The organism is Streptomyces dysideae (genome assembly GCF_001514305.1).
GTDB lineage: Bacteria > Actinomycetota > Actinomycetes > Streptomycetales > Streptomycetaceae > Streptomyces > Streptomyces dysideae.
Window position 1 is genome coordinate 114,434 of sequence record NZ_KQ949097.1, and the last position, 15,699, is coordinate 130,132.

Below are 15,699 nucleotides of genomic sequence, written 5' to 3' on the forward strand. Positions count from 1 at the left end.
AAGTGAGGTTAGCCTAGCCTTACTTATGCAACTTTCCCGGGAATCAGTCGAGTTGTACGTGGGTGCGGCCGATCGGCACGATGAGCGGCCGGTCGCCGACCGGGTCGTCGATCACCTTGGCGTTCAGTCCGAACGCCTCGTGGAGCAACTCGGCTGTGATGACGTCACGCGGGTGCCCCTGCGCCAGGATCGCCCCCTCCCGCATCACGATGAGGTTGTCGCTGTAGCGCGTGGCCAGGTTGAGGTCGTGCAGCACCATGACCACGGTGCAGCCCGACTCGTGCAGGTCGTCCACCAGGTCGAGCACGTCGATCGCGTGCGCCAGGTCCAGGTAGGTGGTGGGCTCGTCCAGCAGCAGCAGGTCGGTGCCCTGGGCCAGGGTCATGGAGATCCAGACGCGTTGCCGCTGTCCGCCGGACAGAGCGTCGACCGGACGGTCCGCCAGATCGGACACCCCGGTCATGGCGAGCGCGCGCTCCACGACGGCGGCGTCGTCCGAGGACCACTGGCGCAGCCAGCTCTGGTGCGGATGGCGGCCCCTGGCGACCAGATCGGACACCGTCAGCCCCTCCGGCGCGACCGGTGCCTGGGGCAGCAGGCCGAGCTTCTTCGCCACGTCCCTGGTCCTGAGCCTGGCTATGTCGTCGCCGTCCAGCACGACCGTGCCCTTGGCCGGCTTGAGCAGCCGTGACAGGGTCCGCAACAGGGTTGACTTCCCACAGCCGTTGGGGCCGATGATCGTGGTGATCACCCCTGGCGGGATCGCCACGTCGAGATCGTCGATGACGATCCGGCTGCCGTACCCGACCGTGACACCTCTCGCTGCCAGCCGTGCGACGTCATCGACACCGGACTCGATCTCGGTGATGTGCTGAGCGACCACCAGGCCCCCTCTGTTCAGGCTTGCCCAAGCTTTGCATCATCTATCTGAGGTTCGCCCGCACCAGCAGATAGACAAGGAAGGGGCCGCCGATCGCGGCGGTCACCACACCGACCGGAAGACTGATCGGCAGTGCCGTGCGCGCGACCAGGTCAGCGCCGATCAGCAGCAGGGCTCCCACCACGCCGGAGGCCACCAACGGCGGCGTCGGGCACCTCGCCAGACGCATCGCCACCTGCGGCGCCACCAGCGCGACGAACGGGACCGGACCCGCCGCGCTCACCGCCACCCCGGCCAGCAGGACCGCGCACAGCAGCAGCACCGCCCGCACCCTGGAGTACCGGACGCCCAGGCCCGCGGCGACCTCGTCGCCGAGGTGCATCGGCTTGAACTGGAAGGCGGTACCTGCCACGACGACCATCAGGGCGAGCGTGCCCCAGAGCGCGATCCGGACCTCGTCCCACGACCGGTTGTCCAGCGACCCGACCAGCCACGCCTGGGCCCGGGCCACGTCCCTGATGTCGGCCGTGACCAGCAGCCAGGTCGTGATCGCCTCCATCACGGCGCTCACCGAGATGCCGATGAGGATGAGCCGGAAGCCGTCGATGCCGCGCCGCCACGCCAGGAAGTACACCAGCAGACCCGTGCCGAGACCGCCCGCGAGCGCCGCCGCGGACAGGCCCACGGAGTCGACGACCGCCGCGGCGGTCCCACCCGACACCGTCACCCCGAACACCGCGACCGCGCTGGCGCCGCTGGTGATGCCCAGAATGTCCGGGCTGGCCAGCGGATTGCGCGCGATGGACTGTGTGATCGCCCCGGACACCCCCAGCGCGATCCCCACGACGAGCCCGGCCAGGGCCCGCGGCATCCGCAGGTCCATGATCACGAACTCGTCGACCTGCTCGCCCCGGCCGAGGATCGTGGCGATCACCTGGGGCAAGCTGACGGGGAAGTCCCCGACACCGATGGACAGGCAGAACACCAGGAAGGTGGCCGCCGCCAGCAGGAGCGTGACGCACACGAGCCAGGGTCGCCAGACGAACGACACATGCCCGAGCCGCACACCCGGCGCCACCGATGACTTCGTGTCCGTCCCGTTCATGCTTTCTTGAACTTTCCGCGCCACACCAGACCCGCGAAGAACGGGGCGCCGAGGAGAGCGACAAGGACACCCGCGTCCAACTCCCCCGGCCGCACCACCAGACGGCCCACGATGTCGCAGACCAGCAGGATGACGGCACCGAGCAGACCCGCGTACGGCACCAGCCAGCGATAGTCCGGCCCGGTCAGATACCGGGCCACATGGGCCACCATGAGCCCGAGAAACGCGATGGGGCCGCACGCCGCCGTCGCCGAGCCCGCCAGCAGGGTGATGGCGGCGATGCCGACGGTCCGGCTCAGCGCGATGTTCACGCCCAGCCCGCGCGCCACGTCGTCTCCCAGGTTGAGCAGGTTGATGGCGGGCAGCGTGATCAGTGCCGGCACCAGCCCGGCCGCGATGAACGCGGTCACCGGCCAGATGACGTCGAATCCGACACCGGCGACGGAGCCCGCGTTCCAGAACCGCAGCACGTTCAGCGACGCCTGGTCCGTCAGCGCGATGGCCGTGGTCATCGCCGCGAGGAACACCGTGACCCCCTGCCCGGCCAGGGCGAGCGTCAAGGGGTTGCCGGCTCCCCGGCCGATGCTGGCCAGTCCGAACACGACGACGCCGGCGACGGCCGCCCCCAGGAAGGCGAACCAGACGTACTGGAACGGGTCGGTGAACCCGAACACGGCGATCGCCGTCACCACGGCGAACGAGGCGCCGGAGTTCACGCCCAGCAGGCCGGTGTCGGCGATCGGGTTGCGCGTGTAGCCCTGGATCAACGCGCCGCCGACCCCCAGCGCGATGCCCGCCACGATGGCGAGCACCGTCCGGGGCACCCGCACGGTCTGCACGATGAGCCGGATCTCGGTGAGCCGCTGATCGGAGTCCGGCGCCGCGAACAGCCCGTGCCACACCTCGGCAGGACTCAACGCGCGCGCACCGACGGCCAACGACACCGCCCCAGCGGCCACAAGGATCGCCACCAGCATGCCCAAACCCACAACCCGCCGCCGCCGGGCCTCTGTTGTGCCCCTGGGCGCGGGGCGCTCCACTGCAGTCGTGCCCATGTCGACGTACGTCATCCCTTTGATTTCACGGGGTTGCACGGGCGGACTAGCGGGCGGTGCTGCCCGTTCCGTCGGCGACCGGACGGGCCTCGTCGGAAGCGGACTTGCGGCCCCGGTCGAGGAGCGAGTCCAGGATCTCGCCGACCCTGATGGCGGTGTTGGACAGCAGCGCCGACGTGATGCCGTGCGTGTGTTCCGTACCGCCCTGCAGATAGATGCCGCAGCGCAGGCCGGGATCCGTCGCGATGCGGTAGTCGCGCTCGACGCGCACGCGGCCCTCGTCGTCGCGGAGGCAGCGGTCGGCGACCTCGCCGAGGAGGCCCAGGGGGTCGGCGGGGCTGTAGCCGGTGGCGAAGACCACGACGTCCGCGTCCAGGAGCGTCTCCTCGCCGGTGACGAGCGACTGCACGGTGGCACGCACCGAGCCCTGCGTCTCCTTGACGTCGGTGAGCCGGGACACGTTGAGGAAGCGGAGCCGCTCGGTGCCGAGGACCTTCTCCTGGTACACCTGCCGGTACAGGTCGTCGATCAGGTCGATGTCCACCACGGAGTAGTTGGTGTTGCCGTGGTAGTCCATCAGCCGGCGTTTGACGGGGTCGGGCGCGGCGAAGTACTCGTCGACCGCCTCGGGATCGAAGATCCGGTTGGCGAAGCTGCTGTCGTCGGCGGGGCTGTAGCCGTATCGGGAGAAGACCGCGCAGACCTCGGCCTCGGGGAAACGGCGGTGCAGGTAGGCGACGTTCTCGGCAGCGCTCTGCCCGGCGCCCACGACGATGAACCGGGAGGGTGAGGTGCCCTCAAGTCCGTCGACTTTCGCGAGCAGTTCGGAGTTGTGCCAGACGCGGTCGCCGCGCTCCACGCCCTGGGGCATGAGGGGACGAAGCCCCGTACCGATGACGAGGTTGCGGGCCCGGTGGACCATCAGCCCCTCCCCCGAACGGACCGTCACTTCCAGGTACTCCACGGCCCCTTCGCGGACGACCGGCGCGACGCCGACGACCTCATGGCCGTAGGAGACCATGTCGTCGACCTTGGCCGCGGCCCACTCGAAGTAGTCGTGGAACTCCACCCGCAGCGGAAAGAGGTTCTTGTGGTTGATGAAGTCGATCAGCCGTCCCTTGCTCTTCAGGTAGCAGAGGAAGCTGAACTCGCTGGCCGGGTTCCGGAGCGTCACCAGGTCCTTCAGGAAGGACACCTGCATGGTCGCGTCGTCGATCAGCATGCCGCGGTGCCAACCGAAGAGGGGCTGCTGCTCGAAGAACAGCGCGGTGACCGCCTTCTGCCTGCCGACCCGTGCGTTGTGCTCGCTCAGCGCGATCGCCATGGCCACATTGGACGGTCCGAAGCCGATGCCAATGAGGTCGTGGACCGGTGTTGCGTCACCAGGAAGAACCTGTGACATGTCTCTCCCATCGTGCGGGGCAGTCGCCTGTCAGGCGTTGGGGAAAGTACGAAGGGTGGGCATGCCGACAAAGCGACACACCAGGAACTTAGGTGAGCCTAAGCTAATCCCGCGGAGCTGTCGATAGAGCGGAACGGGTAACCGGTACCGGCGCCCACCGCCCCAACTGGTGCACCATACAGGCCCGTTGCACACTAAGGTAAGCCTTGCTTTACTTGCCTCGGACAATCCCTGCTTCGAGGAGGAACCCCATGCGGGTCGTCATGTTCGGCTACCAGACCTGGGGGCACCGCACCCTGCAAGCCCTCCTGGACTCCGAACACGACGTGCTCCTGGTCGTGACGCATCCCAAGAGCGAGCACGCGTACGAGAAGATCTGGAGCGACTCCGTCGCCGACCTCGCCGAGGAGCACGGCGTCCCGGTCCTGATCCGCAACCGCCCTGACGACGACGAGCTGTTCGAGCGCCTCAAGGAGGCCGACCCGGACATCATCGTGGCCAACAACTGGCGTACGTGGATCCCCCCGCGCATCTTCGGCCTGCCACGCCACGGCACACTGAACGTCCACGACTCGCTGCTGCCGAAGTACGCGGGCTTCTCCCCGCTGATCTGGGCCCTGATCAACGGCGAGCCCGAAGTGGGCGTCACCGCGCACATGATGGACGACGAGCTCGACGCCGGCGACATCGTCCGGCAGGAGGCGGTGCCGGTCGGACCGACGGACACCGCCACCGACCTCTTCCACAAGACCGTCGACCTGATCGCCCCGGTCACCATCGGCGCGCTCGGCCTCATCGCCGCCGGCCAGACCGAGTTCACCAGGCAGGACCGGTCCCAGGCCAGCTTCTTCCACAAGCGGTCCCTGGAAGACAGCCGTATCGACTGGACCTGGCCGGCGGCGGACCTCGAACGCCTGGTCCGCGCCCAGTCCGAGCCGTACCCCAGCACCTTCACCTTCCACAAGGGCAAGCGACTCGAGATCCTCGCCGCCGTGGTCTCCGAGGGCCGCTACGGCGGTACGCCCGGCCGCATCTTCTACCGCGAGGGCGACGGCGTGGTGATCGTCGCCGGAGCCGACGCCCGCACCGGCCGCAACCACGGCCTGGCCATCACACGCGTACGGACGGAGGACGGCCGGGAGTTGGGGGCGATGGAGTACTTCACCTCCATGGGCGGCTATCTCACGAGCCGTCCCTGAGCACCGACGAAAGCGCCGCTGCGCGGATCTCGGTCCGCGCGGCGGCGCTCAGCGTCGGCCGTCGATCAGGACCTCGATCGCCGCACGCCCCGTCTCCGTGATCACCACGAACGCGCCGCGCCCGTCTTCAGGGCACTCCTCTCGCACCACCAGTCCCCGTCCGGCCACCGCGCGATGCGATGGGACATCCGGCTCTTCTCTCACTCAAGCGCGCGGGCCAGATCCTGATAGCGCTGCCGGCACGTCCGTCAGATTGACCAGCACGGCGAAGTCCGCAGTGGCCCCGCCGTCTCGTGGAGAGGGCGGAGCCACCGCCGCGGCCAGCAGGTCAGCAGGGCCCGGGACACCGTCGCCGGTACGCGTACGCAACCGGCGGGCCGGGTGGTGTCACTCCCGGTCTCATTCCGCGGTGTCACTCGGCGTCGCGGCGGCCCGGCCGCGGCGGCGGAACAGGAGGAGACGCTGGATCCTGCTGCCGGACGGCGCCGCCAACCGCTTCTACGGCGCCTACGAGCCGCTCCCGGATGCGGCGCCCCTGCGCCGCGCCCGCGGCTGGGCGGTGCTGCGCGCCCTCAGCGGCATCCTCATCGGGGAGGCCGGCATCCAGGGCCGCCCCGGGGGCAAGCCCAGTTGGGGCCCACCGGCACACACCTCACTCAGGTCCTTGTGGCGACGGCCCGCCGCGGGAACCGCCTCCAGCGACATGGTGTTCCTGCCGAAGTCGAGCGCCATCACGAGCCAGACGCTCACCCTGAACCCGAACGGCACCGACTTCCAGGGCCTGCGGCACGGCTCCCGCAACCTCGCGCAGGGCAGGGACCACACCGTCTCCGGCAAGCGGCTCACGCTGACGGCGGCCGCGCTCACCGCGCTGGCCGGCGACCGGGCGTACGGAGTCAACGCCACGCCGGAGGCCAGGTTCTCCCGCGGTGTCCCGTGGCGGATCGATGTGATCACCTACGACGCCCGGTGCTGTCGAACGTCTCCGGCAACACCAACGGCCTGACCATCCCCACCCAGTTCCGAGGCGACATGCCGGCGACGATGGAGGGCAAGTACGACGACGGCAGCAGCAACGCGGGCCCCTCCGCCTGGACCTCGTACCAGCAATGGGACACCGCCTTCTCGGCGTACACCGACGACTCCATCAAGCTGACCTCCGAGTTCGTCAACTCGCTGAAGGACGGCTCCCGGGTGACGCTCACCTTCCACTTCCGGAGCGGCGCCACGGCGACCTACCACGTCACCAGGGCGGGCAGCACGGTGAACGGCACAACCGCCTGACCGACGCGGTGGCACGGCCGGTACGCGGCCGCGCCCCGCAAGCCCCGTGCTCGGACACCACCGGCTGAGGCGGCCCGACCGCCTCGTCCTCGCCCCAGCGGCTCGTCTCACATGTTGATCATGTGGCCGGCCAGGCCGTGCACCGCCTCCTTCACCGCCTCGCCGAGGGTCGGGTGGGCGTGCACATTGCGGGCGACCTCGTGAACCGTCAGGTCCCACTGCTGGGCCAGGGTCAGTTCGGGCAACAGCTCGGTGACGTCCGGGCCGATGAGGTGGCCGCCGATGAGCTCGCCGTACTTCGCGTCGCTGATGAGCTTGACGAAGCCGGTGGTGTCGCCGAGGCCGTGGGACTTGCCGTTCGCGGTGAACGGGAACTTGGCCACCTTCACGTCGTAGCCGCGCTCGCGGGCCTGCGCCTCGGTGTAGCCGAAGCTGGCGACCTGCGGTTGGCAGTACGTGGCGCGCGGGATCATCACGTAGTCGAGTTCCATGGTCTCCGCGTCGGCGAGCGTCTCGGCGGCGATCACGCCCATCGCCTCGGCGGCGTGCGCGAGCATCAGCTTCGCGGTGACGTCGCCGATGGCGTAGATGTGCGGGACGGAGGTGCGGCAACGGCCGTCCACGTCGATCGCGCCGCGCTCGGTGACCGTCACGCCGGTCTTCTCCAGGCCGTAGCCGGTGACGTTCGGCGCGAAGCCGATCGCCTGGAGCACCTTGTCGGCCTCCAGTACCTGCTGGTTGCCGTCCTTGCCGGTGACCGTGACACGGGCCCGCGGACCGGACTCGTCGATGGACTCGACACGGGTGGAGGTGAGCACGTCGATGCCCAGCTTGCGGTACTGGCGGGCGAGTTCGGCGGAGACGTCGGCGTCCTCGAGCGGGGCGACGCGGTCCAGGAACTCGACGATCGTGACCTTGACGCCGTAGTTGTGCAGGACGTAGGCGAACTCGATGCCGATCGCGCCGGCGCCCGCGATGACGATCGACTGCGGGAGGTCCTCGGCGAGGATCTGCTCCTCGTACGTCACCACGCGCGCCGTGCGGCGGGTGCCGGGCAGCAGCTTGGGTGTGGCACCAGTGGCGATGATGCAGTGGTCGAAGCCGATGGTGCGGGTGTTGCCGTCGTAGCCGGCCACCTGGAGCGTGTGCGGGTCGAGGAACGTGCCGCGGCCGTCGATCTCCGTGATCTTGTTCTTCTTCATCAGGTAGTGGACGCCCTTGACGCGGCCGTCCGCCACCTTGCGACTGCGCCGGAACGCCTCGCCGTAGTCGAAGGAGACCTGCCCGTCGACCTTGATGCCGAAGGTCTTCGCCTCGCGGGTGAAGATGTGCGCCAGTTCGGCGTTGCGCAGCAGGGCCTTGGTGGGGATGCAGCCCACGTTCAGGCAGACGCCGCCCCAGTACTTCTCCTCCACCACCGCGACGCGTTTACCGAGCTGGGCGGCGCGGACGGCGGCGACGTAGCCGCCGGGGCCCGCACCGAGTACGACGACGTCGAAGCGCTCGTCCTGCTCGTCCATCGAGAGTCCTTTCTCACGGGGCGACCCGGCATCGGGCGTCAGTGGACCTGACCGGCCTCAACTGGATCATCCGCGCCCCGGGCCAGCTCCCGCAACCCGCCGCTGGCAGGAGTCCCCGCCCCTGCCCGGTCCGTGGACTCGCCCGACAGTCAGCAGACAGGGAGCGTCGAAGACCAGATCCGCGCCGGTGGAACAGTTGTGCGCGTCGAACAGCGCGGCCAGGTCGGCCCAGGCGTCGTCCCAGCGGCCGAGGGCCTGCAGGGCGGACCGGTGGGCCCGCAACGGGCCGGGCTTGTTCTCGATGACGGTGACGGCGTGCGCCACGGACGGGTAGGTGACCCGGACGTGCGCGATGCGGGTCCGTAGGGTCACGGGGAGCGGCGCGAACCAGGTCCGGACGTGTCGGGGGTCGCCCCAGCGGGTCGGGGGCGGTGCGGCTGACGGCCGGTCCAGGTGCCGGGTGACGGTCGGAGCGACCCGGCCCATCACGCCGTCGGGTGTCCAGGAGGCGACGGCCACGATCCCTCCGGGCCGGCAGACCCGGACCAGTTCGGCGGCGACCTGGCGGGCGTCGGGGGCGAACATCACGCCGAAGGTGGACAGGACCGTATCGAAGGAGCCGGGCGGGAACGGCAGTGCCAGCGCGTCCCCGACGACGAAACGCGCCGCAGCGGCGAGTCCTGCCCGCCGGGCGCGTTCCCCGGCCGTCCGCAGCAGTCCGGGCTCGCCGTCCAGGCCCACGGCCGCGGCCCCGGCGCGGGCGGCGGCGAGGGCCGCGGGTCCGGTGCCGGTGCCGGTGGCCACGTCGAGTACGCGCGGTGCGGGCCCGGCCGTGGTGGGGCCGAGTTCGGCCAGGGCCGTGGCGGTCACGTGGTCGGCGGCGTGGGCCCAGGCATCGCTGGCGGCGGCGTAATCGCCGCCGTTCCAGCCGCCGGTCACCGGTCGGGGTCTTCGTGGAGCGGGTGCAGCTCGACGCCGTGTTCGGCGGCCAGGGTCTCCGGCTGTCGGGCCAGGGTCGGCAGCTGTTCGATGTGGTGCACGCCGGTTGGCGGAGTGCCGGTGAGCAGTTCACGGGTGACGTACGCGGCGACCAGGCCGGTGACCCGGCTCTGTCCGTGTCCGGTGAGCGCGTAGGTCGCGTGGCGGTCGCCTTGCCGGGCGTCGGCGCGTATCGCGAAGCCGTCGTCCCCGAGGTGGACCCGGCGGAAGGCGCCGGTCAGCATCCGTCGTACGCCCGGCCGGCGGGCGGCGCGCAGCAGCCCGGTGCGGCGCAGGGCGAAGAGCGTGGCGGTCAGCGGCCGGGAGTCCAGGCACAGCCGGGTGGTCACCTCGGGGGCGCCGAGCGTACGCGGCAGGGTGTGCTGGTCGGAGAAGGGGAAGGGGTGGGCGGTCCGGGTGCCGTACCCGGGCAGTGCGGTCCGCCGCGGGCGGGCCGTGACCGGCTCGGCCAGCCCCTCCACGGTCCAGCGCACCGCGTCACCGCCGTGCCGCTCGCCGGAGCCGAGCAGCACGGTGAGGTCGAGGTGTTCGGCGCCTCCGACGGCCTCGTGGACGCGGCGGGCGAGCAGGCGCCCGAGCCGCCGACGGTGCCCGGCAGGAGCGTACGGCCCCGCGTGAAGTTGCTGCCGCAGAGCCTGCGCCCCAACCCAGGGGCGGGCCCGCGGCTGCGTCTGCGTCTGCGGGAACGCCACGGCGTCAGGGCCGCACACGACGCTCTGGTCCTCCTCGACATGGCCGCGCACGAACCGCCCCTGCCGCCGAAGGCGCTCGCGGAGCGGCCGAACTGACGGACGGCCGTCCTCCACGCACGCTTCAGCCCCTGACCACCGCTGTGTGCTGCTAGTCACAGGGCCATCACCTCCGGCAATTTACTAGGACGTCCTAGTATCTCTCTTGCCAGCGTTGCCCCTGCCCTGCCGGGAAGGCCCCCATGAGCGATCTGCACCGCCCTGTGCACCCCGTCCGTCTGGTCACCGCGTCGGCCCTGTTCGACGGGCATGACGCGTCGATCAACATCATGCGGCGGATCTTCCAGTCCCAGGGCGCCGAAGTGATCCACCTGGGACACAACCGGTCGGTGCAGGAGGTCGTGGACGCGGCGCTGGAGGAGGACGCCCACGGTGTGGCGGTCTCGTCCTACCAGGGCGGGCACGTCGAGTACTTCGAGTACCTGGTCGAGTCGCTGCACGCCCGGGGAGCGGGGCACGTCCGTGTGGTGGGCGGCGGAGGCGGCGTGATCGTGCCCGAGGAGATCGCCCGGCTGCGCACCAGCGGGGTGACCATCTTCTCCCCGGAGGACGGTCAGCGACTGGGCCTCGCCGGGATGGTCAACTCGGTTGTACGGGACTGCGACTTCGACCTCTGGGACGGCAAACCGGCCGACCCGGCCGCCGTGCTCGCCGGCGACCGGTTCGCGATCGCCCGCGCCATCACCGGCGCGGAACTCGGCAAGCTGCCCGCGGATTTCCTGGCGCAGCTCCGCGCCGCCGCGGGGGCGCGGAGCAGGCCGGTGCTCGGCATCACCGGCACCGGCGGGTCGGGGAAGTCGTCGCTGACCGACGAGCTGGTGCGCCGGTTCCGCATGGACCAGCAGGACAAGCTGCGGATCGCGGTGATCGCGGTCGATCCGACCCGCCGCCGCGGTGGCGGTGCGCTGCTGGGTGACCGGATCCGGATGAACTCCCTCGACGGGAACCGGGTGTTCTTCCGCAGCCTGGCCACCCGCGGCAGCCGCGAGCTGCCCGAGCACCTGTCCGACGTGATCGACGTGGTCAAGGCCGCCGGCTTCGACCTGGTGATCGTGGAGACGCCGGGGATCGGCCAGGGCGACGCGGCGATCGTGCCGTTCGTCGACACCTCGCTGTACGTGATGACGCCGGAGTTCGGCGCCGCCTCGCAGCTGGAGAAGATCGACATGCTCGACTTCGCCGACGTCGTGGCGATCAACAAGTTCGAGCGGCGCGGCGCCAAGGACGCGCTGCGCGACGTGGGCCGCCAACTGGTCCGCAACCGTGAGGCGTTCGGCATGCGGCCCGAGGAGATGCCGGTGTTCGGTACCTCGGCGGCCACGTTCAACGACGACGGGGTCACCGCGCTCCACCAGCACCTGAAGGCCGCGCTGACGGAGGAGGGGCTGCCGGTGTCCGAGGGCACGCTGGCGCCGGTCGACGTACGCCACTCCTCCGGCATCCGCCAGGTGGTCCCCGCCGACCGGGTCCGCTACCTCGCCGAGATCACCGGCACGATCCGCACGTACCACTCGGAGACCGAGCGGCTGGCCGAGGCGGCCCGGCGGGCCCAACGCCTGGAGCAGGTCAGGGGCGAGCTCGTGCAGGCCGGCTCCGACGCCGGGAACGTGGAGTCCCTGCTCTCCGACGCCGTCAAGCAGCTCCCGCACGACGTCACGGAGCAGATCGCCAACTGGCCCGCCGTCGTGGCCTCCTACTCCGGCGACGAGCAGGTCGTGAAGGTCCGCGACCGGGAGATCCGCACCAGGCTGACCCGCGAATCCCTCTCGGGCAACAGGATCCCCCGCGTCGCCCTGCCCCGGTTCACCGACCACGGGGAACTGGTGCGGTTCTGGCGCGGGGAGAACCTGCCCGGCTACTTCCCCTTCACCGCCGGGGTGTTCCCCTTCAAACGTGACGGTGAGGACCCGGCGCGGATGTTCGCCGGCGAGGGCGATCCGTTCCGCACCAACCGGCGCTTCAAGCTGCTGTCCGAGGGCCAGCCGGCCACCCGCCTGTCCACCGCCTTCGACTCCGTCACCCTCTACGGCCGTGACCCGGACGAGCGTCCCGACATCTACGGCAAGGTCGGCACCTCCGGCGTGTCGGTGGCCACGCTGGAGGATATGAAGGCCCTCTACGACGGCTTCGACCTGGTCGCGCCGACGACCTCGGTCTCCATGACGATCAACGGACCCGCGCCGACGATCCTGGCGTTCTTCCTCAACGCCGCGATCGACCAGCAGGTGGAGAGGTTCCGCGCCGTCGAGGGTCGCGACCCCTCGCAGGAGGAGGCCGCGGAGCTGCGCGCGCACGCGCTGGCGAGCGTACGCGGCACGGTGCAGGCCGACATCCTGAAGGAGGACCAGGGCCAGAACACGTGCCTGTTCTCCACCGAGTTCTCCCTGCGGATGATGGCGGACATCCAGGAGTGGTTCATCGCGCACAAGGTCCGCAACTTCTACTCGGTGTCCATCTCCGGTTACCACATCGCGGAAGCCGGCGCGAACCCGATCAGCCAGCTCGCCTTCACCCTCGCCAACGGCTTCACCTACGTCGAGGCCTACCTCGCCCGGGGCATGCACATCGACGACTTCGCCCCGAACCTGTCGTTCTTCTTCTCCAACGGCATGGATCCGGAGTACTCGGTGCTGGGCCGGGTCGCGCGCCGCGTCTGGGCGGTGGCGATGAAGGAGAGGTACGGCGCGGGCGAGCGAAGCCAGAAGCTCAAGTACCACGTCCAGACCTCGGGCCGCTCCCTGCACGCCCAGGAGATGGACTTCAACGACATCCGCACCACCCTCCAGGCCCTCATCGCCATCTACGACAACTGCAACAGCCTGCACACCAACGCCTACGACGAGGCGGTCACCACCCCCACCGAGGAATCCGTCCGCCGGGCCCTGGCCATCCAGCTGATCATCAACCGGGAATGGGGCCTGGCCATGAACGAGAACCCCCTCCAGGGATCGTTCGTCATCGACGAACTCACCGACCTGGTCGAGGAAGCGGTCCTCCAGGAGTTCGAGCGGATCAGCGAACGCGGCGGCGTCCTCGGCGCCATGGAGACCGGCTACCAACGCGGCCGTATCCAGGACGAGTCGATGCTCTACGAGCAGCGCAAGCACGACGGCACCCTGCCCCTCATCGGCGTCAACACCTTCCGCAACCCCGACGCTGACACCGCCGAACCCGGCGCCATCGAACTGGCCCGCGCCACGGAAGCGGAGAAGCAGTCCCAGCTGGAGCGGGTACGGGACTTCCAGGCCCGGCACCGCGACCCGGCCCACACCGCGCTGACCGCCCTCAAGGAGGCCGCGGTGAGCGGCGACAACGTCTTCGCCGTCCTCATGGACGCCGCCCGCGCCTGTTCGCTCCAGCAGATCACCGACGCCTTCTTCGAGGTCGGCGGCCAGTACCGACGCAACGTCTGACCAAAGGACCTCGCCCTCGCGCCACGAGAGCCAAAAAAACGGGCGGCGATGTCGAGAACCCGTGGCCTGCTCCGTCCCCGCTGTGAACGCGACCACAATGGGTCGCATCAGCACCGAGGAGTATCACGATGGCCAAGTACCTGCTGCTCAAGTACTACCGCGGCGCCCCGGCTGCAGTGAACGACGTGCCCATGGCCCAGTGGACGCCGGAGGAGATCTCGGCCCACGTGCAGTACATGAACGACTTCGCGGCCCGGCTGGAGAAGACAGGCGAGTTCGTCGACGGTCAGGCGCTCGCCCCCGAGGGAGCGTGGGTCCGCTACGACGGTGAGGGCGCCCGCCGGTCACCGACGGACCGTTCGCCGAGACCAAGGACCTCATCGCCGGCTGGATGATCATCGACGTCGACAGCTACGAGCGTGCCGTCGAGCTGGCCGGGGAGTTGTCGGCCGCCCCGGTGCCGGGCATCAAGCATCTTCGTTTGCGGCCAGGGAGACAGGCGGCGCCCCCTACGACGACGAGCGCACACAGGGGCCGCAACCACACCTCGAGATCCCAGGTCAGCAGGGATGCAGGTCAGGCCCAGGATGTCACCGGCACGAACGAACTGTCCTGCCGGAACAGATCCGTCCCGTCCGCCCGTTCCACCCGCAGCTGATAGCTGTAGTGCCGCAGGTAATAACCGGGGTAGTTGTACGACTCGAAGCGCATCGACCCGCTCGACGTCCCCGCACGGGCGACGTACGTCGCGTCCTTCGCGAACGTCGACGTGCCGTCGTTCGCGTCGAAGCGGGCGCGGAAGCCCCAGTGGCGGAGGTAGTTGCCGGACGCGTCGCGGAAGGAGTAGCCGTTGGCGTCGGCCAGGCCGGGGACCACCGTGAACGTGGCCGCCTGCTTCTCGGCGGTGCTGCTGGAGCCGCTCACCACCGGGAGGTTGAGGAGCGAGGACTGGGTCTGCCAGTAGCGCGTGGTGTAGTTGGCCGACTGGAAGGAGCGGGTGACGTTCTTGGCCAGGGCCGGGCCGCCCGAGACCGTCTCCTTGATGACGGTGAAGTGGCGTGCCGTGCCCGAGATCCCCGGCATGGCCCTCGGCGCGCTCCAGGTGGCGAAGGTGTCGTAGCTGTCGCTGTAGTAGTAGCTGCCGTCGCCGTAGCCGTCGAAGAAGAGACGCCAGGCGCCGTTGTCCAGCTGTACGAGCGCCGGGCCTTCGCGGTAGCTGCCCCAGCCCGCCCAGTTGCCGGTCCTCGAAATCGTGTAGGGGCCCGTGAGGTTCGACGCCGTCGCGTACTCGATGTACTTCGTCGTCTCGTTCTTGGTGAAGGCGTGATAGGTCGAGCCGATCTTCACGATGAACGTGTCGATATGGTTCGCGCCGATGCCGGACAGCGCCACGGGTGAACTCCACGCCGTCAGGCCGGAGTTCGTGGCCTTCAGCAGATACGGCGTGAAGATCCACTGGTCGTTGGTGGTCGAGCAGGACACGATGACGTTCACGCTGCCGTCGCTGTCGACGAACCACTCGGGCGCCCAGGCACGGGAGAGGTTGGCGATCGGGACCGTGTAGTCGTACAGGAACGTCCAGTTGACCCGGTCGGTGCTGCGGGCGAAGCCGATCGTGGTGCTGGTGTCCTGCCAGGTGTGCGTGGTGTAGGTGATGTAGTAGTAGCCGTCGGTGTGCCTGATGATGCTCGCGTCACGGATGCGGTTGCTGGGGGGCGTGTACGCGGAGGACCGCAGCAGTCTGAAGTCCGTGGCGTCGTCGGACTGGTAGACGTTCACCGTGCCGTCGGTGCTGTTGAGGAACGGCACGATGGTGTAGCGGGTGGCGGAGCCGCTCGGCGGGGCTGCGGCCGCGGCCGTGCCGAGCAGTCCCGGCACTTCACCGAGGACGAGCGCGGATGCGGGCAGGGCGGCCATCGCGCGCAGCAGGGTGCGGCGGGACGGCGTACGGGGTCTCGTGGTCACGGGCGGCTCTCCCTCGGACTTTCCTTCAGACTTCGATGTCCGAAATAACGAACTCGGTTCGGCAAATCGATCAGAAGGTAGGGCCGGGTCAGGATCACGTCAATGGTTTGCGCACGGCCCGATGAGTT

13 protein-coding genes and 1 pseudogene are annotated in these 15,699 nt (G+C 69.6%); 6 read left to right on the forward strand and 8 right to left on the reverse strand.

Annotated features, from left to right (window positions below):
- Positions 1 to 43: 43 nt before the first annotated feature.
- Genes AQJ91_RS30560 through AQJ91_RS30575 form a run of 4 tightly spaced genes read right to left on the reverse strand, consistent with a single transcriptional unit; the run spans position 44 to position 4,442 of the window.
- Entirely contained in the window at positions 44 to 883 is an 840-nt protein-coding gene (locus tag AQJ91_RS30560; RefSeq protein ID WP_067027954.1) for an ABC transporter ATP-binding protein, read from the reverse strand.
- Between the two features lie 40 nt (positions 884 to 923).
- Positions 924 to 1,985, reverse strand: coding sequence for a FecCD family ABC transporter permease (locus AQJ91_RS30565; protein ID WP_067027956.1), 1,062 nt, complete (start codon positions 1,983 to 1,985; stop codon positions 924 to 926).
- Complete coding sequence (locus tag AQJ91_RS30570; RefSeq protein ID WP_234383089.1) at positions 1,982 to 3,055, reverse strand: FecCD family ABC transporter permease; 1,074 nt, start codon at positions 3,053 to 3,055, stop codon at positions 1,982 to 1,984. The genes AQJ91_RS30565 and AQJ91_RS30570 overlap by 4 nt, the downstream gene beginning before the upstream one ends.
- A 31-nt stretch (positions 3,056 to 3,086) precedes the next feature.
- Entirely contained in the window at positions 3,087 to 4,442 is a 1,356-nt protein-coding gene (locus AQJ91_RS30575; RefSeq protein WP_067027959.1) for a lysine N(6)-hydroxylase/L-ornithine N(5)-oxygenase family protein, read from the reverse strand.
- 251 nt (positions 4,443 to 4,693) lie between these two features.
- On the opposite strand from AQJ91_RS30575, the gene AQJ91_RS30580 reads away from it, so the two are divergent.
- The 3 genes from AQJ91_RS30580 to AQJ91_RS57500 all read left to right on the forward strand — a co-directional run bounded on the left by AQJ91_RS30580 (position 4,694) and on the right by AQJ91_RS57500 (position 6,925).
- Positions 4,694 to 5,641 carry a methionyl-tRNA formyltransferase gene (locus AQJ91_RS30580; protein WP_067027960.1) on the forward strand — a complete coding sequence of 316 codons (948 nt, stop codon included), beginning with the start codon at positions 4,694 to 4,696 and terminating at the stop codon, positions 5,639 to 5,641.
- A gap of 409 nt (positions 5,642 to 6,050) precedes the next feature.
- Complete coding sequence (locus tag AQJ91_RS58440) at positions 6,051 to 6,647, forward strand: X2-like carbohydrate binding domain-containing protein (protein WP_407696950.1); 597 nt, start codon at positions 6,051 to 6,053, stop codon at positions 6,645 to 6,647.
- On the forward strand, positions 6,611 to 6,925 hold the full coding sequence (locus tag AQJ91_RS57500) for a hypothetical protein (RefSeq protein ID WP_079085292.1): 315 nt from the start codon (positions 6,611 to 6,613) through the stop codon (positions 6,923 to 6,925). Before AQJ91_RS58440 ends, AQJ91_RS57500 begins: the two co-directional genes overlap by 37 nt.
- A gap of 107 nt (positions 6,926 to 7,032) precedes the next feature.
- Here the strand turns inward: AQJ91_RS57500 and lpdA are convergent, their stop codons facing one another.
- The 3 genes from lpdA to AQJ91_RS30605 all read right to left on the reverse strand — a co-directional run bounded on the left by lpdA (position 7,033) and on the right by AQJ91_RS30605 (position 9,956).
- On the reverse strand, positions 7,033 to 8,445 hold the full coding sequence (lpdA, locus tag AQJ91_RS30595) for a dihydrolipoyl dehydrogenase (RefSeq protein WP_067027962.1): 1,413 nt from the start codon (positions 8,443 to 8,445) through the stop codon (positions 7,033 to 7,035).
- Between the two features lie 66 nt (positions 8,446 to 8,511).
- A complete protein-coding gene (locus tag AQJ91_RS30600) occupies positions 8,512 to 9,384 on the reverse strand; it encodes a class I SAM-dependent methyltransferase (protein WP_067027964.1) in 873 nt (290 codons plus the stop codon).
- Positions 9,381 to 9,956 carry a hypothetical protein gene (locus AQJ91_RS30605; protein WP_234383091.1) on the reverse strand — a complete coding sequence of 192 codons (576 nt, stop codon included), beginning with the start codon at positions 9,954 to 9,956 and terminating at the stop codon, positions 9,381 to 9,383. The genes AQJ91_RS30600 and AQJ91_RS30605 overlap by 4 nt, the downstream gene beginning before the upstream one ends.
- On the opposite strand from AQJ91_RS30605, the gene AQJ91_RS54640 reads away from it, so the two are divergent.
- From AQJ91_RS54640 to AQJ91_RS52560, 3 genes and pseudogenes are all read left to right on the forward strand, one after another.
- Complete coding sequence (locus AQJ91_RS54640) at positions 9,930 to 10,232, forward strand: hypothetical protein (RefSeq protein WP_199848063.1); 303 nt, start codon at positions 9,930 to 9,932, stop codon at positions 10,230 to 10,232. The genes AQJ91_RS30605 and AQJ91_RS54640 overlap by 27 nt on opposite strands.
- Before the next feature lie 143 nt (positions 10,233 to 10,375).
- A complete protein-coding gene (icmF, locus tag AQJ91_RS30610; RefSeq protein WP_067027966.1) occupies positions 10,376 to 13,606 on the forward strand; it encodes a fused isobutyryl-CoA mutase/GTPase IcmF in 3,231 nt (1,076 codons plus the stop codon).
- A 128-nt stretch (positions 13,607 to 13,734) separates the two neighbouring features.
- Positions 13,735 to 14,126, forward strand: a pseudogene (locus AQJ91_RS52560) (YciI family protein); the annotation flags it as partial.
- Between the two features lie 56 nt (positions 14,127 to 14,182).
- Here AQJ91_RS52560 and AQJ91_RS30620 read toward each other — a convergent pair.
- Positions 14,183 to 15,571, reverse strand: a complete 1,389-nt coding sequence (locus AQJ91_RS30620; protein ID WP_067027968.1) for a glycoside hydrolase family 43 protein — start codon at positions 15,569 to 15,571, stop codon at positions 14,183 to 14,185.
- Positions 15,572 to 15,699 lie beyond the last annotated feature (128 nt).